Annotated in this window: 21 protein-coding genes and 1 pseudogene; 14 read left to right on the top strand and 8 right to left on the bottom strand. The window is 69.1% G+C overall.

Going from position 1 to position 18,688, the window contains the following annotated elements; all coding sequences use genetic code 11:
- The first annotated feature begins 27 nt into the window (after positions 1-27).
- From L978_RS17810 to csrA, 13 genes are all read left to right on the top strand, one after another.
- The gene (locus tag L978_RS17810; RefSeq protein ID WP_052193855.1) at positions 28-369 is read left to right on the top strand and encodes an ArsR/SmtB family transcription factor; all 342 of its coding nucleotides are present in this window, start codon (positions 28-30) and stop codon (positions 367-369) included.
- Between the two features lie 140 nt (positions 370-509).
- A complete protein-coding gene (locus tag L978_RS17805) occupies positions 510-761 on the top strand; it encodes a flagellar FlbD family protein (protein ID WP_047524799.1) in 252 nt (83 codons plus the stop codon).
- The gene (locus tag L978_RS17800; protein WP_047524797.1) at positions 761-1,573 is read left to right on the top strand and encodes a motility protein A; all 813 of its coding nucleotides are present in this window, start codon (positions 761-763) and stop codon (positions 1,571-1,573) included. Before L978_RS17805 ends, L978_RS17800 begins: the two co-directional genes overlap by 1 nt.
- Entirely contained in the window at positions 1,570-2,379 is an 810-nt protein-coding gene (locus L978_RS17795) for an OmpA/MotB family protein (protein WP_047524795.1), read from the top strand. The genes L978_RS17800 and L978_RS17795 overlap by 4 nt, the downstream gene beginning before the upstream one ends.
- 48 nt (positions 2,380-2,427) lie before the next feature.
- A complete protein-coding gene (locus L978_RS17790; RefSeq protein WP_047524794.1) occupies positions 2,428-3,360 on the top strand; it encodes a flagellar motor switch protein FliM in 933 nt (310 codons plus the stop codon).
- On the top strand, positions 3,357-4,016 hold the full coding sequence (gene fliN / locus L978_RS17785) for a flagellar motor switch protein FliN (RefSeq protein ID WP_047524792.1): 660 nt from the start codon (positions 3,357-3,359) through the stop codon (positions 4,014-4,016). The genes L978_RS17790 and fliN overlap by 4 nt, the downstream gene beginning before the upstream one ends.
- A complete protein-coding gene (fliO, locus tag L978_RS17780; RefSeq protein ID WP_331437075.1) occupies positions 4,013-4,513 on the top strand; it encodes a flagellar biosynthetic protein FliO in 501 nt (166 codons plus the stop codon). Before fliN ends, fliO begins: the two co-directional genes overlap by 4 nt.
- Positions 4,510-5,325 (top strand): flagellar type III secretion system pore protein FliP, encoded by an 816-nt coding sequence (gene fliP / locus L978_RS17775; protein WP_047524788.1) that lies wholly within the window; start codon positions 4,510-4,512, stop codon positions 5,323-5,325. The genes fliO and fliP overlap by 4 nt, the downstream gene beginning before the upstream one ends.
- Complete coding sequence (fliQ, locus tag L978_RS17770; protein WP_047524786.1) at positions 5,322-5,594, top strand: flagellar biosynthesis protein FliQ; 273 nt, start codon at positions 5,322-5,324, stop codon at positions 5,592-5,594. The genes fliP and fliQ overlap by 4 nt, the downstream gene beginning before the upstream one ends.
- Positions 5,595-5,598: 4 nt before the next feature.
- A complete protein-coding gene (locus tag L978_RS17765) occupies positions 5,599-6,360 on the top strand; it encodes a flagellar biosynthetic protein FliR (RefSeq protein WP_047524783.1) in 762 nt (253 codons plus the stop codon).
- The gene (locus L978_RS17760) at positions 6,357-7,448 is read left to right on the top strand and encodes an EscU/YscU/HrcU family type III secretion system export apparatus switch protein (protein WP_047524781.1); all 1,092 of its coding nucleotides are present in this window, start codon (positions 6,357-6,359) and stop codon (positions 7,446-7,448) included. The genes L978_RS17765 and L978_RS17760 overlap by 4 nt, the downstream gene beginning before the upstream one ends.
- Positions 7,445-9,511: a flagellar biosynthesis protein FlhA gene (locus tag L978_RS17755; RefSeq protein WP_047524779.1), complete on the top strand. Its 2,067-nt coding sequence runs from the start codon at positions 7,445-7,447 to the stop codon at positions 9,509-9,511. Before L978_RS17760 ends, L978_RS17755 begins: the two co-directional genes overlap by 4 nt.
- A 4-nt stretch (positions 9,512-9,515) precedes the next feature.
- Positions 9,516-9,767, top strand: coding sequence for a carbon storage regulator CsrA (gene csrA / locus L978_RS17750; protein WP_047524777.1), 252 nt, complete (start codon positions 9,516-9,518; stop codon positions 9,765-9,767).
- Here csrA and L978_RS17745 read toward each other — a convergent pair.
- From L978_RS17745 to coaA, 8 genes are all read right to left on the bottom strand, one after another.
- On the bottom strand, positions 9,764-10,915 hold the full coding sequence (locus L978_RS17745; RefSeq protein WP_047524775.1) for a hypothetical protein: 1,152 nt from the start codon (positions 10,913-10,915) through the stop codon (positions 9,764-9,766). The two genes, csrA and L978_RS17745, sit on opposite strands and share 4 nt — an antisense overlap.
- Positions 10,912-12,510 (bottom strand): sensor histidine kinase, encoded by a 1,599-nt coding sequence (locus L978_RS17740; RefSeq protein WP_047524774.1) that lies wholly within the window; start codon positions 12,508-12,510, stop codon positions 10,912-10,914. Before L978_RS17740 ends, L978_RS17745 begins: the two co-directional genes overlap by 4 nt.
- Before the next feature lie 206 nt (positions 12,511-12,716).
- The gene (locus tag L978_RS17735; RefSeq protein WP_047524766.1) at positions 12,717-13,517 is read right to left on the bottom strand and encodes a response regulator transcription factor; all 801 of its coding nucleotides are present in this window, start codon (positions 13,515-13,517) and stop codon (positions 12,717-12,719) included.
- Positions 13,514-14,011, bottom strand: a complete 498-nt coding sequence (tsaE, locus tag L978_RS17730; protein WP_047524764.1) for a tRNA (adenosine(37)-N6)-threonylcarbamoyltransferase complex ATPase subunit type 1 TsaE — start codon at positions 14,009-14,011, stop codon at positions 13,514-13,516. Before tsaE ends, L978_RS17735 begins: the two co-directional genes overlap by 4 nt.
- Positions 14,008-15,114, bottom strand: a complete 1,107-nt coding sequence (gene alr / locus L978_RS17725) for an alanine racemase (protein WP_047524763.1) — start codon at positions 15,112-15,114, stop codon at positions 14,008-14,010. Before alr ends, tsaE begins: the two co-directional genes overlap by 4 nt.
- A complete protein-coding gene (locus L978_RS17720) occupies positions 15,111-15,470 on the bottom strand; it encodes a holo-ACP synthase (RefSeq protein WP_047524761.1) in 360 nt (119 codons plus the stop codon). Before L978_RS17720 ends, alr begins: the two co-directional genes overlap by 4 nt.
- Positions 15,471-15,564: 94 nt before the next feature.
- Entirely contained in the window at positions 15,565-17,412 is a 1,848-nt protein-coding gene (glmS, locus tag L978_RS17715; RefSeq protein ID WP_047524759.1) for a glutamine--fructose-6-phosphate transaminase (isomerizing), read from the bottom strand.
- 63 nt (positions 17,413-17,475) lie between these two features.
- A complete protein-coding gene (coaA, locus tag L978_RS17710) occupies positions 17,476-18,429 on the bottom strand; it encodes a type I pantothenate kinase (RefSeq protein WP_052193853.1) in 954 nt (317 codons plus the stop codon).
- 28 nt (positions 18,430-18,457) lie between these two features.
- On the opposite strand from coaA, the pseudogene L978_RS17705 reads away from it, so the two are divergent.
- Positions 18,458-18,688: pseudogene (locus L978_RS17705) on the top strand (Ppx/GppA family phosphatase); the annotation flags it as partial.

Genomic DNA, 18,688 nt, shown 5'->3' with positions numbered 1-18,688 from the left:
ATTGTCAATACGTGGCACAATGGATTCGTGACCCTGCCGACGACGATCGAAGCGCCCTCGTGCTGCATCCCTCCGCTCACCCCTTCGGTGAGCGTCGAGGATGCGGAGCGCATCGCGCGGGTGTTCAAGGCACTGGGCGATCCCACGCGGGTCCGACTGCTGTCCCTCATCGCCGCCGGACCCGACGGCGAAGCCTGCATCTGCGACCTCACCGAACCCGTAGGCCTCTCCCAGGGAACGGTCTCCCATCACATGAAACTCCTGACGGAGGCCGGCCTGGTCACTCGTGAACAGCGGGGGAAGTGGGCGTACTTCGCGCTCGATGCGAACGTGATGGCGGCCGCGGCCGACGCCCTTCGCGCCGTCTGAGCGCGCACACCGGCAGACGTCGCGGGTCCTCCCGGCTAACGACCGGCGCCCTCCGTCCGACAGTCACCCCCGACAGCCCAGGACGGGCCGTCGGGTCCGTGTTCCCCGGAACGCGGACGGATCTTTCCAGGATGGAGCCCATGATCGTCCTCACGCGCCTGAACCGTTCGCGGTTCGCGGTGAATCCCGACCTGATCGAACGTGTCCAGGCCACGCCGGACACGACGCTCATCATGGTCGACGGCGCGACCTTCGTCGTCACCGAGACGATGGACGACGTGATCGCTCAGATCACCCGGTTCCGCGCCGGAGTGCTCGCGACCGCCGCAACTCTGATCGCCGCGGACGAGAAGAATCCCGCGATCGCCGCCGACACCGAGGCGGGCCTCTGATGGATCCGTCCCTCATCCTCGGCCTGGTCCTCGCCTTCGGCGCACTGGTCGCCATGATCAACATCGAAGGCGCGACCGTCGGCTCCCTGCTGCTGCCGGCCCCGATGGTGCTGGTGTTCGGCGCGACCATCGCGGTCGGCCTCGCGAGCGGCACCCTGCGCGACGCCTTGCACGCACTCAAGTCCCTCCCCCGGGCGTTCCGCGGGGAACGCCGCACCGCCGCGAGCACGATCGACACGGTCGTCGGATACGCCGAGAAGGCGCGCGCGGAAGGTCTGCTCGCCCTCGAACAGGGTCTGGACGAGGAGAAGGACCCGTTCCTCCGCCAGGCGCTGCAGAGCATCGCCGACGGCACGGATGCCGAAGACCTGCGGACCCTGCTGGAAGACGAACTCACCTCGACCGCCGCCCGCAACCGCACCGCCTCGCGCTTCTACATGACCCTCGGTGGCTTCGCGCCGACCGTCGGCATCATCGGCACCGTCGTCTCGCTGACCCACGTGCTCGAGAAGCTCGACAAGCCGGACACGCTCGGCCCGATGATCGCCGCCGCGTTCGTCGCGACGCTGTGGGGGCTGCTGTCCGCGAACTTCATCTGGCTCCCCATCGGCGGACGGCTCCAGCGCCTCGGCGAACTCGAGCTGGAACGCATGACCGTGCTCATGGAGGGGATGCTCGCGATCCAGGCCGGCGCCCCGCCGCAGTTCGTCGGAGAACGCCTGCGCGCACTCGTCGCCGAACGCCCCTCGGCGCGATCCGCCCGGTCGCGCACCCGCACTCCCGCCGCGGAGGAGACGGAGCCCGCCCCATGAGCGTGCGCGCCCGCCGTCGGGTGCCGCAGGAGGAGCACAGCGGACCGGACGAGCGCTGGATGGCCTCGTACCTCGACATGGTCACCGTGCTCATGTGCATGTTCATCGTGCTGTTCGCGATGTCGACCGTCGACCAGGAGAAGTTCGAGGCCCTCAGCGCTTCCCTCGCGACCGGCTTCGGTCAGGAGCCGTCGGACGACGTGGATGCGGTCACGGGTGTCGTGGTCCCCCCGGAACTGGTCGACGAAGACGGCGACGACTTCGCCGATGTCGACCTGGCCGCCGCACAGACCGAGTTCAGCGAACTCTCCGCTCTCCGGGAGAAGCTGCGGCGGGTGCTCGCGGACAACGGTCTCGAGGCCGACGTCACCTTCACGATCGATGAGCGCGGGCTCACGATCGGTCTCGTCAGTGCGGAGACCTTCTTCACCACGAACAGCACTGCACTCAGCCCCACCGCCGTGCTGGTCCTCGACGCGCTCGGCTCGGTGCTGGTCACCGCACCGAACGAGATCTCCGTCGAGGGTCATGCCGACGTGCGTGGTTCCGTCGCTCCCTACCCCACCAACTGGGAACTGTCGGCCGGACGATCCACCCAGGTGCTGCGGCACCTGGTCGAGTCGTCGGGGCTGCCGCCGAGCCACCTGAAGTCGGTCGGGTTCGGTGATACGCGGCCGATCGCCGCCGGCAACAGCAGCGAGGCTCTGGCCCAGAACCGACGGGTCGACATCGTCGTCCTGTCCGATGCGAACGAGGAGGTGCGTGCCCTCCTTCCCGAAGCGCAGGCGGCGCAGCCGTCCTCCTGACCCCCTTCTCTTCTAACGCACGCAGGTCGCCGCCCGATAGTCGGGTTCGTGGTGATCCAGGACAGCGTGCGCTCCGAAGCGCGCGCAGCGACGGCGACGAAGACCGCCGAAGTCGAGGTGTACGACTTCGGCCGTTCGGCGACCCTTTCGCGCGAGCACACCCGCACCCTGGAACTGGCCTTCGAGACGTTCTCCCGACAGTGGTCGGCCCAGCTCTCGGCCAAGATCCACGTCCGCGCCACCATCGCCGTCGAGCATGTCGGCATGCTGACGTACGGCGAGTACGCGCAGTCGCTCCCGACCACGACCACCATGATCGTGTGCGCGCTGCCCGATTCGGACGAACGCCTCATCGTGCAGCTGCCGACCTCCGCCGCCACGACCTGGATCGTGCAGATGGTCGGCGGACGCTCGTCCAGCGCCTCGGAAGACCGCACCTTCACCCCGATCGAGCAGGCGCTGATCCGCTCCCTGATCGTCGATGCCCTCGATCACCTCACCGGCGCCCTGGACGGATTGCTGCCCGCCGGGATCACGGTGAGCGGCATCCAGTACAGCTCCCAGTTCGCGCAGGTCGCGGCCTCGGGGGAACCGGTGATCGTCGCGCGGTTCTCGATGCGATTGGCCGGTCGGGCCGTCCCGGCGAGCGTCATGCTGCCCGCCTCGGTTCTCGCCGGTTTCACGGTGCGCACCTCGGACGCGGATCGCTCGGCTGCGCCGGACCTGGTCCGCCGTCAGGTCGAGGTCTCCCCCGTCGAGGTGGCGCTCCGGCTCGCCCCGCGTGCCGTGCTGCCCCGCGAGGTGCTCGATCTCGCCGTCGGAGACATCGTCTCCTTCCCGCACTCCGCCGATCGACCGATGATCCTCGCGGTGGGCGATCAGACCGTCGCCACCGCGGCCGTGGGCAGCGCCGGGGCGCGTCTGGCCTGCGTCGTCGCCACCACCATCCCCGATCCCGCCATCGCCGAGGAGCCCGCGTGACCAGCACCACCACCTATGAGTCCGCCGTCGCCGCCGCTTTCGCGGCGAAGCTGCCGACCGCCGCGGCGACCTCCGCGCGTGCCTCCCAGGTGTCGGGAGACACCGGCGACGCCGTGATCGTCCCGTTCGTGGGCGAGGCCAGCGCGCAGCTGGCGGTGCAGGTGTTCGACCCCGACGCCCTGGTCGACGGCCTCGGCGGTGCGCCTCTGAGCGATCGGCTGCGCGATGCCCTCGAAGCCGCAGCGAGCGCGCTGGGGGCCGGTGCCCTCGGTGACGCCACGATCGGCGACGCCTCCGCTCTGTTCGCCGACCCCGCCGCGCAGCTCTTCGACCTGCAGGATGACACCGACCGGACGATCGGGCGCCTCGCCGTGATCGTCACGCGCGCGCCGGCCGGCACCGCGAGCTCTTCCCGCCGGTTGCACCGCATCGCCGGCGTCGAGATGGAGCTGACGGTCGAGATCGGCCGCACCAGGATGGCCGTGCGCGACGTGCTCGGCCTCGAGCCGGGACGCATCGTCGAACTCGACCGCTCCGCCGGTGCACCCGCCGACGTCAAGCTCAACGGCCGGGTCATCGCGCACGGTGAGGTCGTCGTCGTCGACCAGGACTATGCGGTGCGGATCACCCGCATCCTCGAGAACGTCGAGGCCTGACCCTGGACGACCTCCTGCTCGCGCTGCGGGTCGCGCTCTCCCTCGCAGCGGTGCTCGGGCTGCTCTGGTTCCTGCAGCGCCGGGTCGCGCGCACCGCCGCGCGGCGACGCGACGGTGAGGTCATCACGGTGCTGGGCCGCCAGGGAGTGGGCCCGAAGGCGCAGATCGTCGTGGTCCAGACCGAAGACGCCCGCTACGTGCTGGGCGTCACAGAACACGGCGTCAACGTGGTGGACCGTCTGCCCGTCAAGCCCGCGGCCCTGCCCGACGATCCGGCGACACCGGTGTGGTCGGCCGCGACGTCCGAAGCCGCCTCCGACGCGGCCGAGTTCGACCGCATCCTCGCCGCGACCGCGCGCACCGAGGACACGACCTCCGCCGTCGCGGCGCAGGTGCCGCAGCGACGCGTGCGCCACCGGAACGATCCGCTGCGCGGTTCCATCCTCTCCCCCGAAACCTGGCGGCAGACCGCCGAGGCCATCCGGCGCACGCGATGAGCATGCCCGGTGGGGCCGCCGACGGCCGCGCGCTGCGACGGGTCGCGCTGCTCCTCGCCGTCGCCTTCGCTCTGGTGCTCGTGCTGACACTGGCCACCGGCAGCCCGGCACACGCGGCCGTGACCCCCGACGATCCCGGCGACGGCGTCACGATCGACATCAACGGTGTCGACGGCTCCCCCTCGGGCTCGATCCTGACGCTGCTCGGCATCACCCTGCTCTCGGTGGCGCCCGCGCTGCTGTTGATGATGTCGTCGTTCACGAAGATCTTCGTCGTGCTCGCGATGACACGCAACGCCCTGTCCCTGCCCACGATCCCGCCGAACCAGGTGCTGGCAGGACTGTCGCTGTTCCTGTCGCTGTTCATCATGTGGCCGGTGCTGACCGAGATCAACACCGTCGCGGTGCAGCCGTACATCGACGGCACGTACACGTTCGCCCAGGCCATCGACGTCGGCCAACTGCCGCTGCAGGAGTGGATGCTGCGGTTCACGCGCGAGGAGGACCTCGCGCTCATGACGCGGATGGCGGGTCAGCCCAACCCGGAGGACCCGACGAGCGTGCCGATGTACACGCTCATCCCGGCGTTCATGATCTCCGAACTGCGCGCCGCGTTCATCATCGGCTTCGTCATCTTCGTGCCGTTCCTGGTGATCGACCTCGTGGTCGCCGCGGCTCTCATGTCGATGGGCATGATGATGCTGCCGCCCGTCATGATCTCGCTGCCGTTCAAGATCCTGCTGTTCATCCTGGTCGACGGATGGGGGCTCATCATCCGCGCCCTCCTGGAGAGCTATGGAGGTGTCGGATGAGTCCCGAAGCCGTGATCGACATCGGCACCCAGGGGCTGATCATCGCCGCGAAGCTCGCCGCTCCGGTCCTGGTCACCGCCCTCGTGGTGGGTTTCGCGATCTCGCTGCTGCAGTCCATCACCCAGGTGCAGGAGGTGACGCTGTCGTTCGTGCCGAAGATCGTGGCGGTCGGGATCGCCCTGCTGATCGCCGGGAACTGGATGATCGCGGAGATGATCGCGTTCACCACCGAGATGTTCGCCCGCATCCCCTCGCTCCTGAGCGGATGACGCGGTGTTCATCCCCATCGACTTCGCGTGGCTGGAGGCGACGATGCTCGCCGCAGTCCGCATCACCGCGTTCATCATGATCGCCCCGCCCTTCTCGTACGGCGCGATCCCGGTGCGGGTGAAGGCGATGCTCGCGATCGGTCTCTCGCTCGCCGTCGGCACGGCCGTCTCCCCCGGATACGAGAACCTCGACACCGGACCCTTCCTGGGCGCCCTGGTGCTGCAGCTGGTCACCGGTGCGCTTCTGGGCTTCCTGGTGCTGCTGTGCTTCTCGGCACTCCAGGCCGCCGGCAGCCTGATCGACGTGTTCGGCGGCTTCCAGCTCGCTCAGGCGTTCGACCCGCACTCCCTCGTGAACGGCGCGCAGTTCACGCGCCTCTTCCACCTGACCGCGCTCACGCTGCTGTTCGCATCGGGGGGCTATCAGCTGATCCTCGCGGGACTCGCGCGCAGTTTCGACGCCGTTCCGCTCGACGGCGTGTTCGAGGTGTCCGGTCCCGCGGAGCTCTTGGTCGACGGCGTCTCGCAGATGGTGCTGGCCGCCGTGCAGATCGCCGGGCCGCTCGTCCTCGTGCTCTTCCTGGCCGACGTCGGGCTCGGCCTCATCACGCGTGTGGCCCCGGCCCTCAACGCCTTCGCGATGGGCTTCCCGGTGAAGATCCTGCTGACCCTCCTGCTGGCCGGAGCGGTCTATGCGGTCCTTCCCGGCATCGTGGACGCCCTCGCGGTACAGGCCCTCAAGATGATGCAGGGGGTGCAGGAATGAGCGGCACGGACAGCGGCGAGCGCAGTGAGAAGGCGACCGACAAGCACCTGCGCGAAGCCCGCAAGAAGGGGCGGCTGTCGCGTAGCCAGGATCTCACCGCGTGGCTGGGCATCGGCGCCGCGGCCGTCACCATGCCCGCTGCCATCGCCCTCGGGGCATCGGCCGGCACCGAGCAGCTGCTCACGCTGACCTCGCTGGTCGATGCTCCGACGCCGGAAGCGGCACTCACCGCCCTCGGTCGCGGCCTCGCCTCCGTGCTGCCCACGCTCGCCGTGATGCTGGCCGCGGTCGCGATCGTCACGCTGATCGGTGCGGTGATCCAGGGCGGGGTGCACCTGAAACCGCTGACCGGACGCTTCGAGCAGTTCAACGTCGTCACCGGGATCCGCCGCGTCTTCGGCATGCAGGCCCTCTGGGAGGGCGCCAAGGCGCTTCTGAAGACCGCGGCCATCGGCATCGCGCTGTGGTTCGTGATCGCGAGCCTGATGCCCGTGCTGACCGCCAGCGGCGCACACTCGATCTCGCGGCTGCTCGGCACCGCGAGCGAGGGGACGGCCGCCCTCCTGCAGACCGCCATCGCCGTCGGACTGGTACTGGCCGCGATCGACATGTTCGTCGTGATGCGACGCAACCGCAAGCACACCCGCATGACCAAGCGCGAGGTGCGCGACGAGAACAAGAACTCCGAGGGCGACCCCCTGATCCGTCAGCAGCGGCGTTCCCGACAGCTGGCCATCAGCCGCAACCGCATGATCTCCGCGGTCGCGGGATCCGACGTGGTCCTCGTCAATCCCACGCACATCGCCGTCGCGCTCCGATACGAGGTCGGACGCGCCGCACCCAAGGTCGTCGCGAAGGGCAGCGGCGTCGTCGCGGAGCGCATTCGCGAGGAAGCGACACGGACCGGTGTCCCGCTGGTGCGTGAGGTCTCGCTCGCTCGTGCCCTGCACGCCGCGTGCGAACTGGGCCAGGAGATCCCCGAGGACCTGTACAACGCCGTCGCCCGCGTACTCGTGTTCGTCGACGCCCTGCGGCGGCGCGGGGCCGCGCGCGGCATCCATTCCCTTCCCTATCGGAGGACCGTATGAGACAGCTCTTCCTCAAGCTCATGGTGCCCGTCGGCGTCGTCGGCATCATCATGCTGCTCGTCGTCCCGGTGCCACCGTTCCTGCTCGACATCCTGATCATCCTGAACATCATGTTCGCGCTCGTGATCCTGCTCACGTCGATGTTCGTGAAGAAGCCCCTCGACTTCTCGGTGTTCCCCTCGCTGCTGCTCGTGGCGACGCTGTTCCGGCTGGGTCTCAACGTCGCCTCCACGCGTCTGGTGCTCGGGGAGGCCTACGCCGGACAGGTCATCGAGGCGTTCGGTGCGATCGCCGTCGGCGGCTCGCTCATCATCGGCGCCGTCGTCTTCCTGATCCTCGTCGTCATCCAGTTCGTGGTGGTGACCAAGGGCGCGGAGCGCGTCGCGGAGGTCGGGGCGAGGTTCACCCTCGATGCCATGCCCGGCAAGCAGATGGCGATCGACGCCGACCTCAATGCGGGACTCATCACCGACGCGGAAGCCCGGGAGCGTCGCGCAGAGGTCGCCGCCGAGGCCGACTTCTACGGCGCCATGGACGGTGCCTCCAAGTTCGTCAAGGGCGACGCGATCGCCGGACTCGTCATCATCATCATCAACGTGGTCGGCGGCATCGCGATCGGGATCGTCCAGCACGGCATGACGATCGACGGGGCCGTGAGCACGTACAGCCTCCTCACCATCGGCGACGGGCTCGTCACGCAGATCCCGGCCCTGCTGATGGCGGTGTCCACCGGCATGATCGTGACCCGTTCGACGGCGGAAGCCGAGATGGGTAGCGCCGCGTCCGCACAGCTCGGTCAGTCCCGCAATGCGCTCATCATCGCCGGTTGCGCCGCGATCATCATGTCGCTCATCCCGCACATGCCGATGCTGCCGTTCGTGGCGATCGGCGCTCTTCTGCTGCTGATCGCGCAGCGCATCAAGGCGACGCAGAAGCGTGACGAAGCCATCGCCGCGCAGACGACGACGCCGGCCCCCGCGGATCAGCCGGAGGAGCTGATCGAGAAGATGCGCGTGCACCCGCTCGAGATCCTGCTCTCCCCCGACATCGTCGATCTGGTCACCGGAGGACCCGATGACCTCCTCGCGCGCGTGAAGGCACTGCGACGGCGGATCGCCCTCGATCTGGGACTCATCGCGCCGCCGGTGCGCACCCGGGACAGCATCGAGCTGCCCCAGTCCACCTATGTCATCCGCATCGCCGGGGTCGAGACCGGGAGGGGCACCGCTCCGGCCGGCTCCGTCCTCGCGCTCGGGCAGGGCCTGGAGTCCCTCCCCGGCGCCGCGACGCTCGACCCGGTGTTCGGGCTCGAGGGCAAGTGGATCCCCCTCGAGATGCGCCACAGCGCCGAGTTCTCCGGAGCGACCGTGGTCGACAGGGCGAGCGTGATCATCACGCACCTCTCCAGCGTGATCCACGCCCACGCCGCGCGGCTGCTCAGCCGAGAAGACGTGCGCCAGCTCACGGACGCGCTCAAACAGGCCTCCCCCGCCGCGGTCGAGGAGCTCACCCCGGCATTGCTGTCGCTCGCCGAGGTGCAGCGCGTGCTCCAGGGACTCCTCGCAGAGCGGGTCCCGATCAACGACCTCAGCCGCATCTACGAAGCACTCGCGCTGCGGGCGAGGGTCTCCACCGATCCGGAGGGCCTGATCGAAGCCGCACGGGCTGCTCTCGGCCCGGCGATCGCGGCGCGGTTCGCGGATGGCGGCGTCCTACGGGTGGTGATGATCAATCCGCTTCTCGAGCAGGCGATGCTCGAGAGCCTGCGTACGAGCGACGAGGGCACTCAGATCGTGTTCGACCCCCAGCGGATGGAGGCCGTCGTGGAGTCGGTGAAGCAGGCGGTCGCCTCGGTGCACGAGGGGGGCGAGCCGGTCCTGGTGTGTGCCCCGTCGCTACGTCCGGCGGTACGTCGGCTCGTGTCCGCACAGACCGACGGGCTACCGGTGCTCTCGTACACCGAGGCGACCTCCGCCGCGCTCACGATCGAGACCGTCGGCGTCGTCCGAGATGCCCCCGCACCCTCGCCCGCGGTCGGAGCCGTCTCGGCGGCAGTAGGCTGAACGAATGCTGGTTTTGACGAGGCGGATCGGTGAGAGCGTGCGCATCGACGGCGACATCGAGATCACGCTGCTCGAGATCAAGGGCGACAGTGTGCGCATCGGCGTGAAGGCCCCGCGCGAGACCCGCATCCAGCGCACCGAGATCATCGAGGCGGTCGTCGCCGAGAACGTGTCGGCCGCGGCCGAGACCGGCGCCGATGCGGAGGGCGCGATCGCCGCTGCCCTCGCCCGGGGCCGGGAGTCCCGAGACTCCTAGTCGACGGGCGTCACGACCCGCGCCAGATCCGCGGCGTCCGCCCGCTTCCACTGGTCGCCTCCCGCGGCCCGCGCTCGGCCGGCCGCCTGCTCCGCCGTGGCCACGAGCAGGTCGAAGTCGAATCCGACGACCGAAGCCGTCGCCCAGCCGATGCTGGCGGACGACCGGATCCCGGTCGTCGTCTCCCTGTCGATCACCGAGACACGGGTCAGGATCTCCCGCAGATGGTGGCGGACCGACTCGTCACCCCCGCGGATCACGACGATCGCCCGGCCATCCTCCACCCGGTCGGCGTCGGCCGAGGCCGGTAGGGCCTCCTGGATGTCCTGGTGGAACCGATCGACGACGAGCGCGAACGCGGAACCCGTCGATGCCTCTCGGAGATCGGCGGGGTCGTCGAGTCGGATGTCGAGCACCGACCACGGGAAGTCGTTCTGCGCTTCGGCTTTGCGGAGCCGACGACGCGCACGCTCCACGAAATCGCCGACATCGCTCTTCTTCGACTCCACCCGCACCATCAGGACGAGGGTGAACGCGGCACAGGTGCTCACCACCACGGTTCCGACGGCGTTCATGCCGCGCAGCGCACCCAGTTGAGCTCCGACCGCCGTCCCGCCCGACAGCAGTGCGGACACGGTGCTCACGACCGCGACCACGACCAGTCCACAGGAGGCGAGCGCCAGCGGGAGCACGATGTCCCTCGCGGCCGGGCGATCGCGCAGCAACTCGTAGGCCACGAGCCCGCCGAAGACGGCACTGCCCAGGAAGACGAGGTGGAACGACGGCAGATACCACGGGGTGTCCGCCGTCGTCACCAGCAGCGCCGGCGCGATGACGAGGAAGGGAATCACCAGCCACCAGCGAGCGCGACGGCCGAAGTGCATCCGCAGACCGATCCACACCAACGGCTCGAAGCACAGCAGCAGGGCCGAGGCGGCGGCGAGCAGAGCCCTGGTCTCGGTCATCTGCTGCCCGGCGAGCCAGAGGTAGGCCCCGAGCATTCCCAGGCCGAAGGCCGCCCCCCAGGTGACGGTCGCCCTGCTCGGGCGCGCGAGGGTGCCCAGACCGATCACCAGGGCTGTGAGCACCGTGACGACCGCGACCATGCTGGTGGTGACGTCGACGTTGACGGGAACGAGCGGGGTCATACCTGAGCCTCCATCACTCGACGCTGCGGGAAGCGCAGAGTCACGCGGGTGCCGACACCGACCTCACTGGCGATGTCGATACTGCCTTCATGCGCGGAGACGATCTCCCGCACGATGCCCATACCGAGGCCGGTGCCGCCGATACCGGCGCGCACGGCGCTGTCGGTGCGGAAGTAGGGCTCGAACACGCGGGCGACGTCGTCTGCCGCGATGCCGAATCCGTCGTCGACGATCGTGACCACCGCGTGGCCGCCCGCCATCGCGTCGAGCTCGATACCGATGTGTCCGCCCGCGGGGGTGTACTTCGCGGCGTTGCTGAGCAGGTTGTCGACGACCTGCCGCAGCCGGAAGGCATCGCCGGAGACGACCAGGCTCTCGGCGCCTCCGACCCGCAGCGTCTGCCTGTTGCTCGAGATGACGGGAGCGTACGATGCCGCTGCCGATTCGACGACCTCGCGCAGATCCACGGATTCGAAAGGATCCTGGGCGGTGTGACTCGTCTGCCGGAGGATGCTCGTGACCAGGTCCTGCATGCGCTCTCCCGCATTCGCGATGATCTCGAGCTGTGCAGGGACCCGCCCCGGCAGGTCTTCGCGCTCACGGAGCAGGTCCACGTGGCCGACGATCGCGGTGAGGGGATTGCGCAACTCGTGCGAGATCATGGCGTTGAAGGCCCGACGTTCCTCGTCGACCTCGAGCCGAGCGGTCACGTCGTCGATCACGACCAGAGTGATCGCCTCGCCCTCGCCCGCGCTGGCCATCGGCTCCGTGCTCACCTCGAGCGCCCGCCATTGTCCCGCGCCGTCGAACAGCCACACACGCTCGGCACTGAGTTTCTCTCCGCCGGCGGCGCGGGCGAGGGAGGTGCGCGAGGGGGGCAGCGCGACACCACGCCGGGCGTCGTACTCGACTGCGGCCGTGGAGAGCTCCGCGCCGAAGCGGTCGCGGCCGTAGAGCGCTCGGTACGCGTCGTTCATCTGCAGGATGCGCCCTCCCGCCGTGACGACGACGAGGGCGACGCTCAGAGCGTCGACGATCTGGATCACCCGCCGCTGATTCGCCTCCGCTCGCACCGCGGCACGATTGACCTGCTCGGAACGACGTTGCAGAAGCCGACGCGCCGCCCGAGAGCGCTGTGCACCGATGCGCACCGTCACGCCGAGGAATCCCAGGGTGATGACGAGCGTGAGGAGTCGCAGCAGGATGTCCGCCGGCGAGCCGCTCTGCTCGGCGAAGAGCACGAGGGTGGCGCTGATGAAGACGATGCCGCCGAACACCCACGGCAGGGTGAAGTACGTGGCCAGCCAGACGATCGGGAACACCCAAAGGAACCCGAGGCGGAGGTCCGGCGCATTGGTGGTGAAGCCGATCGCGAGCGCATCCAGGAGTGGCACGACGGCAGCGGCGGAGCGCGGCAGACGGTGCCACGGCACGGCCAGCGTGAGCACGCTGGTGACGAGGACGAGCACGGCCCCCGCGACGACCAAGATGTTGGCGAAAGTATGGGGGTTGAAGGCCGTGACCATCACGACGATCGCGACCACGCTACCGGTGAAGACCAGTTGCCAGCGCCAGATCGACACAGTGCGGATCATCGACGCTCGCCTTTCCGCTCGAAGCTCAGGTTTCCCGCAAGATTACTCAAAGATCCGTCGAGCCCGCTCTTCAGGAGGCCTCTCGCCCCTAGCATTCTGAGTGGGGCCGATACTGCGACTGGGGAACAACGCAGACGCCGGGGCCACGCGAATGGGGATTCGCAGGCGCCGGGGCCGCGGCTGGGGAGCCGCGGCCCCGCCCCGGTTCAGCCCGCCGCGTCATCAGCCGGCGTCAGGCGGTAACCGACTCCGCGAACGGTCTCGATGTAGCGCGGCCTCGCCGAGCTGTCGCCCAGCTTTCGTCGTAGATTCGCGATGTGCGTCTCGATCGCCCGCTTGTCGGGTTCGCTCACGTAGTCGTTCGACCCCGGTGGCGCTCCGCGCAGCCCACGCGCGAGTTCAGCCTTGCTGGACACCCGGATGTTCGCTTCGAGGATCGCCGCGAGCAGGTCGAACTCCGTAGGAGTGAGATCTATGCGCTTCTGGCCGACGAGCACCAGCCGTGTGTCCAGATCGAGGCTGAGGTCGCGATGCACCCGGCCCCGCCACGTCAGCACCGTCGCACCGTCGGCGGACGGCTCGTTTCCGCTCGCAGGGCGCGGCTCGGTCGTCGGCGACGGGGCCGCGGGGTGCGGGCGCCTCAGAAGTGCCTGGATGCGAGCGCGAAGCTCGCGTGGCCGGAACGGCTTCACGAGGTACTCATCCGCGCCGGAGGTCAGGCCGAGGACCACATCGGACTCGTCAGACAGCGCCGAGAGCATGATGATGAAGGTGTCGCTGACCTGCCGGATCCGGCGCGCGACCTCGAAGCCGTCGATCCCCGGCAGGTTGACGTCGAGGGTGGTGATCACCGGGCGATGCTGCTCGACGGCCACGATGCCGTCCGGACCTGATCCGGCGAGGAAGGTCTCGAATCCGGCGGCGAGGAACACCTCGTCCAGGAGTGAGCGGACCCCCGGGTCGTCGTCGATGATCACGGCTACGAGAGGGGAGGTCGCCGCACTCATGGGGTCCCCTCGCGCATGATGGTCACGATCCGCGGGGCGTCCGCGTCGAGTTCAGAGGGGTCGAGGTCCGCCGAGTCGAGTTCGGAGACGCCGACCGGACGTTCGAGCTCGATGTCCCACCACGACTCCGCGAGCTCCTCGGCCATACCCCTCCCCCACTCGATCACGACCACCGAGCGCTCGAGGTCGAGGTCGAGGTCCTCGAGCTCTGCCGCCGATCCGAGTCGGTACGCGTCGACGTGCACGAGCGGCGCACGCCCGACCAGCGACGGGTGGGTGCGGGCGATCACGAAGGTCGGACTCTGCACGGGTCCGCGCACACCGAGCCCTTCGGCGAGACCACGGGTGAACGTCGTCTTCCCGGCGCCCAGCGGTCCGGTGAGGATGAGCAGGTCGCCCGCCTCCAGTTGCTCACCGATCCGGAAGCCGAGCTGCTCCATCTCCTCGGACGTCGCGATCTCCCGTCTGCCGAGGAAAGCGGGGTCCACGCTCACGACGTCCTCCGCGGCACCCGGGGACCGATGCGCGTGACGATCTCGTAGTTGATGGTGCCGGCGGCCGCCGCCCAGTCCGCCGCCGAGGGCACACCGAGGGTGGGATCGCCGAACAGCACCACCTCGTCCCCGACCGAGACCGGCGTGTCACCGACGTCGACGACGAACTGATCCATCGCGATCCTCCCGACGTTCACGAACCGCCGTCCGCCGATCGAGACGGGGAGCCTGCCCGAGGCGTTCCGCGGCACACCGTCGGCGTATCCGAGGGGCACGAGCACCAGCGTCGTGTCGCGATCCGTGCGGTGGGCGTAGCCGTAGGAGACACCCGTGCCCGCGGGCACCCGGCGGACCGCGGCGATCGCTCCGCGCAGAGTCATCGCCGGACGCAGACCGAGCTCGGCGGAGCTGCGGTCGTCGAACGGCGAGAGGCCGAACAGCCCGATGCCGATGCGCACGGCATCGAGCCGCATCTCGGGCAGGTCGATCGCTGCGGCGGTGGCGGCGATGTGCCGGATCTCGGGATGGATACCGAAAGAGGCGGCCGCGGCGACACCTTCCTCGAACTTCGCCAGCGCAGCCCGGTCGTCCTCCGCGGAGGTGTTGGAGAGGTGACTGAAAAGGCCGACGATACGCAGCCGTCCGATCCGCTCCAGACGCGCGGCCTCGGCCAGTACCCGCCCCCAGTCGGCAGGAGCGATGCCGTTGCGCGACAGCCCCGTCTCGAACTTGAGGTGCACCCCGACCGGACGGTCGACGGCGGCAGCGGCAGCGGCGGCCTCGAGCTGATCGAAGGAGGAGACACCGATCTCCACGTCTTGGGCCGCGGCGTGCTCGAACCGCTCGCCCGGCGCGTGCAACCAGGCCATGATCGGCGCGTGCACGCCCTGCCTGCGCAGTTCGAGGGCCTCGGGGATCTCGGCGACGCCGAGGCGTGTCGCTCCGGCGGAGAGCGCGGCGACGGCGGTCGCGGCAGCACCGTGCCCGTAGGCGCCGGCCTTGACGACCGCGATCACCTCGACGCCGGTGAGGCGGCGGAAGTGCCGCACATTGTCGGCGACGGCATCGAGGTCGATGGTCGCCTCACGGAACGGGACGGTCACAGCGGCGCTCCTTCTGCGACGACGAACGCGGCAGCGAGGCCCGCGTCGTGGGTGAGGGTCAGATGCAGGGTGCGGATGCCGCGCTCCTCGACGACCGCGGCCGTCGAGCCGGAGAGGACGAAGTGCGGACGACCCGACGCCTCCGAGGCGATCTCGATCTCGGTCCAGTGCACCCCGTCCGAGCCGCCGAGTGCTTTGATCAGCGCCTCTTTGGCCGCATACCTCGCCGCCAGGGAAGGAAGACGCAGCGGGCGCTCCGACGGGGCGAAGAGCCGCTCCAGGAGGCGGGGGGTCCGGGTCATCGTGCGCTCGAACCGCGGGATGTCCACGAGGTCGATGCCGGTGCCGATGATCATCCGTTCAGCCTATCGAGCATGCATCCGGTTGATGTCGCGCGAATGGCTCCGTTTCCGGTGGAAACGGAGCCATTCGCGTGATTCGAAGCCGGTCTTACTCGACTGTGACGGACTTCGCGAGGTTCCGGGGCTGGTCCACGTCCAGGCCCTTCGCGGTGGCGAGCGCCATCGCGAAGATCTGCAGCGGCACGACCGAGAGCAGCGGCTCGAACATCGCTCCGGCGAGCGGGATGTGGATGACCTCGTCGGCGAACGGCAGCACGGCCGCATCGCCCTCTTCGGCCACCACGATCACCCGGGCACCGCGAGCACGGATCTCCTGGATGTTCGAGACGACCTTCGAGTGCACGAGCGCGGAGTGACGCGGGGAGGGCACCAGCACGAACACGGGCTGCCCCGGCTCGATCAGAGCGATCGGACCGTGCTTGAGCTCGCCCGCGGCGAAGCCCTCCGCGTGGATGTAGGAGATCTCCTTGAGCTTGAGCGCACCTTCGAGGGCGATCGGGAAGCCGACGTGGCGACCGAGGAACAGCACCGAGCGGGTGTCGGCCATCCATCCGGCGAGCTGGGTGACGTGCTCCTGCTCGCTCTCGAGGACCTCGGCGATCTTCGCGGGGAGCTCGGTGAGTTCCGCGACGTCGGTCGAGGCGTCGGCCACGGTGCCGCGCACGCGCCCCATGTGCAGGCCGAGCAGCAGCAGGGCGGTGATCTGCGCCGAGAAGGCCTTGGTCGAGGCGACCGCGACCTCGGGGCCGGCGTGGGTGTAGACGACGGCGTCCGACTCGCGCGGGATGGTCGCACCCTGGGTGTTGCAGATCGAGAGCGTGCGGGCGCCTCGCTCCCGGGCGTACTTCACGGCCATCAGGGTGTCCATGGTCTCGCCCGACTGGCTGATCGACACGACGAGGGTGTCGGCGCCGATCACCGGATCGCGGTAGCGGAACTCGTGCGCGAGCTCCACATCGACCGCGACGCGCGCCCACTGCTCGATCGCGTACTTGCCGACGAGGGCCGCATACGAAGCCGTGCCGCACGCGGTGATGATGACGCGGTTGATCCCGGTGAAGAGGTCGTCGAGGCCGTCGAGCTCGGGGATGACGACCTGGCCGTCCTGGATGCGGCCACGGATCGTGTTCGCCACGGCCTCGGGCTGCTCGGAGACCTCCTTGGCCATGAAGCTCGACCATCCGCCCTTCTCGGCGGCGGCGGCGTCCCACGAGACGTCGAAGGGCTCGGGCTCGACCGGGGTGCCGGCGAAGTCGATGACGCTGATGGAGTCGGGGGTGATCGAGACGATCTGGTCCTGGCCGATCGCCAAGGCCTTGCGCGTGTGCTCGATGAAGGCGGCCACGTCGGAGCCGAGGAAGTTCTCGCCCTCGCCGAGACCGATCACGAGCGGCGAGTTGCGGCGGGCACCGACCACGAGGCCCGGGTGGTCCTGGTGCATCGCGAGAAGCGTGAACGCCCCCTCGAGGCGGTTCACGACGTTGCGGAAGGCGAGCTGCAGGTCTCCGCCATTGCCGGCGTACTCACGCCCGAGCAGGGCGGCTGCGACCTCGGTGTCGGTCTCGCTGCGGAACACCACACCGTCGGCGAGCAGCTCTTCACGCAGGGCCGAGAAGTTCTCGATGATGCCGTTGTGGATGACGGCGAGCCTGTCGTCGTCCGCCAGGTGCGGGTGGGCGTTGACGTCGGTCGGTCCGCCGTGCGTCGCCCAGCGCGTGTGACCGATACCGGTCGACCCGTCGGGGAGCGGCGCGTCGGCGAGCGAGTCGCGCAGCTTCGCGAGCTTGCCCGCCTTCTTCCGCATGCCGAGGGATCCGTCACCGTCGATCACGGCAACGCCCGCGGAGTCATAGCCGCGATACTCGAGGCGGGCGAGGCCGGCAAGAAGGATGTCCTGGCTGGGGCGCGGGCCCACGTATCCGACGATTCCACACATGCGAACAAGAGTAAGCCGGGATTTTTGCGAGTCGTCCGAACAATATTTCGGTCGGCGTGCTCCTCAGAGCTTGCGCAGCAGCACGCTCTCGACGTCGTGGTCGGCGCCCTTGCGCAACACGAGTCGCGCCCGGTGTCGCGTGGGCATCACGTTCTCGACGAGGTTGGGCATGTTGATCTCGTTCCAATACCCGAGGGCGGTCGTGATCGCCTCCTCATCGGTGAGATGGGCGAACACGTTGAAATAGGACGAGGGGTTGCTGAACGCCGCCTGCCGCAGAGCGAGGAAGCGATCGACGTACCACTTCTCGATGTGCGAGGTCTCGGCATCGACGAAGATCGAGAAATCGAACAGGTCGCTCACCGCGACGTCGTTCGGGGCGGGCGGCGGCTGCAGCACGTTCAGCCCCTCGACGATGACGACGTCGGGGCGACGCACCACGACGTTCGCGTCGGGGACGATGTCGTAGCGCATGTGGGAGTAGAAGGGCGCGCGCACTTCGGTGGCCCCGCTCTTGACCTCGGTCAGGAACTCGATCAGCGCACGCCGGTCGTACGACTCCGGGAAGCCCTTGCGGTCCATGATGCCGCGGCGTTCGAGCTCGGCGTTCGGATAGAGGAAACCATCGGTGGTGACCAGCTCCACTCGCGGGGTGCCGGGCCAGCGGCTCATCAGCTCGCGCAGCAGACGGGCGATCGTCGACTTGCCGACCGCGACCGAGCCCGCGACGCCGACGACGAAGGGCGTCGTCGTGTCGTCCTCCTGCAGGAACGACGAGGTGGCGGCGCCCAGACGCTTCGTCGCCGTCGCGTACAGGCTGAGCAGACGACTCAGCGGCAGGTACACCTCGCGCACCTCGGTGAGGGACAGACGGTCCCCGATACCGCGGAGTTCGACGACCTCGGTCTCGGTGAGCGGCTGATCGAGACCGGCGGCGAGACGTGCCCACTCCGCGCGCCCGATCTCCCGATAGGGCGACAGCGGCAGCGTGGGGTCGGCGGTGGTCACGCAGTACATCGTATCCGGGCGCGAGTAGTCTCTTTCCGTGCGCCTGGGAGTCCTCGACATCGGATCCAACACCGTTCACATGCTGGCGGCGGACGTCCGCCCCGGTGGACGTCCGCTCGCGACCACGAGCGACAGGACGGTGCTGCGCCTCATGCGCTACCTCACACCCGACGGCGCGATCTCGGAGGAGGGCGTGCAGGCGCTCGAGACCGCAGTCGCTCGGGCCCGCCGCGTCGCCGAGGCCGAGCGCGTCGACGCGCTCCTGGCC

It is taken from the genome of Microbacterium sp. ZOR0019, assembly GCF_000800925.1.
GTDB classification, from domain to species: domain Bacteria; phylum Actinomycetota; class Actinomycetes; order Actinomycetales; family Microbacteriaceae; genus Microbacterium; species Microbacterium aurugineum.
Note: the sequence above shows the minus strand (reverse complement) of the source record. Positions and strands in the feature narration are given on the sequence as shown.

What these genes read in the sequence shown, in the direction of transcription:
- L978_RS17805 (WP_047524799.1), top strand. Translation starts at nt 510, where the DNA reads ATGATCGTCCTCACGCGCCTGAACCGTTCGCGGTTCGCGGTGAATCCC.
- L978_RS17800 (WP_047524797.1), top strand. Translation starts at nt 761, where the DNA reads ATGGATCCGTCCCTCATCCTCGGCCTGGTCCTCGCCTTCGGCGCACTG.
- L978_RS17795 (WP_047524795.1), top strand. Translation starts at nt 1,570, where the DNA reads ATGAGCGTGCGCGCCCGCCGTCGGGTGCCGCAGGAGGAGCACAGCGGA.
- fliP (WP_047524788.1), top strand. Translation starts at nt 4,510, where the DNA reads ATGAGCATGCCCGGTGGGGCCGCCGACGGCCGCGCGCTGCGACGGGTC.
- fliQ (WP_047524786.1), top strand. Translation starts at nt 5,322, where the DNA reads ATGAGTCCCGAAGCCGTGATCGACATCGGCACCCAGGGGCTGATCATC.
- L978_RS17760 (WP_047524781.1), top strand. Translation starts at nt 6,357, where the DNA reads ATGAGCGGCACGGACAGCGGCGAGCGCAGTGAGAAGGCGACCGACAAG.
- L978_RS17755 (WP_047524779.1), top strand. Translation starts at nt 7,445, where the DNA reads ATGAGACAGCTCTTCCTCAAGCTCATGGTGCCCGTCGGCGTCGTCGGC.
- csrA (WP_047524777.1), top strand. Translation starts at nt 9,516, where the DNA reads ATGCTGGTTTTGACGAGGCGGATCGGTGAGAGCGTGCGCATCGACGGC.
- L978_RS17745 (WP_047524775.1), bottom strand. Translation starts at nt 10,915, where the DNA reads ATGACCCCGCTCGTTCCCGTCAACGTCGACGTCACCACCAGCATGGTC.
- L978_RS17740 (WP_047524774.1), bottom strand. Translation starts at nt 12,510, where the DNA reads ATGATCCGCACTGTGTCGATCTGGCGCTGGCAACTGGTCTTCACCGGT.
- L978_RS17735 (WP_047524766.1), bottom strand. Translation starts at nt 13,517, where the DNA reads ATGAGTGCGGCGACCTCCCCTCTCGTAGCCGTGATCATCGACGACGAC.
- L978_RS17720 (WP_047524761.1), bottom strand. Translation starts at nt 15,470, where the DNA reads ATGATCATCGGCACCGGCATCGACCTCGTGGACATCCCGCGGTTCGAG.
- glmS (WP_047524759.1), bottom strand. Translation starts at nt 17,412, where the DNA reads ATGTGTGGAATCGTCGGATACGTGGGCCCGCGCCCCAGCCAGGACATC.
- coaA (WP_052193853.1), bottom strand. Translation starts at nt 18,429, where the DNA reads ATGTACTGCGTGACCACCGCCGACCCCACGCTGCCGCTGTCGCCCTAT.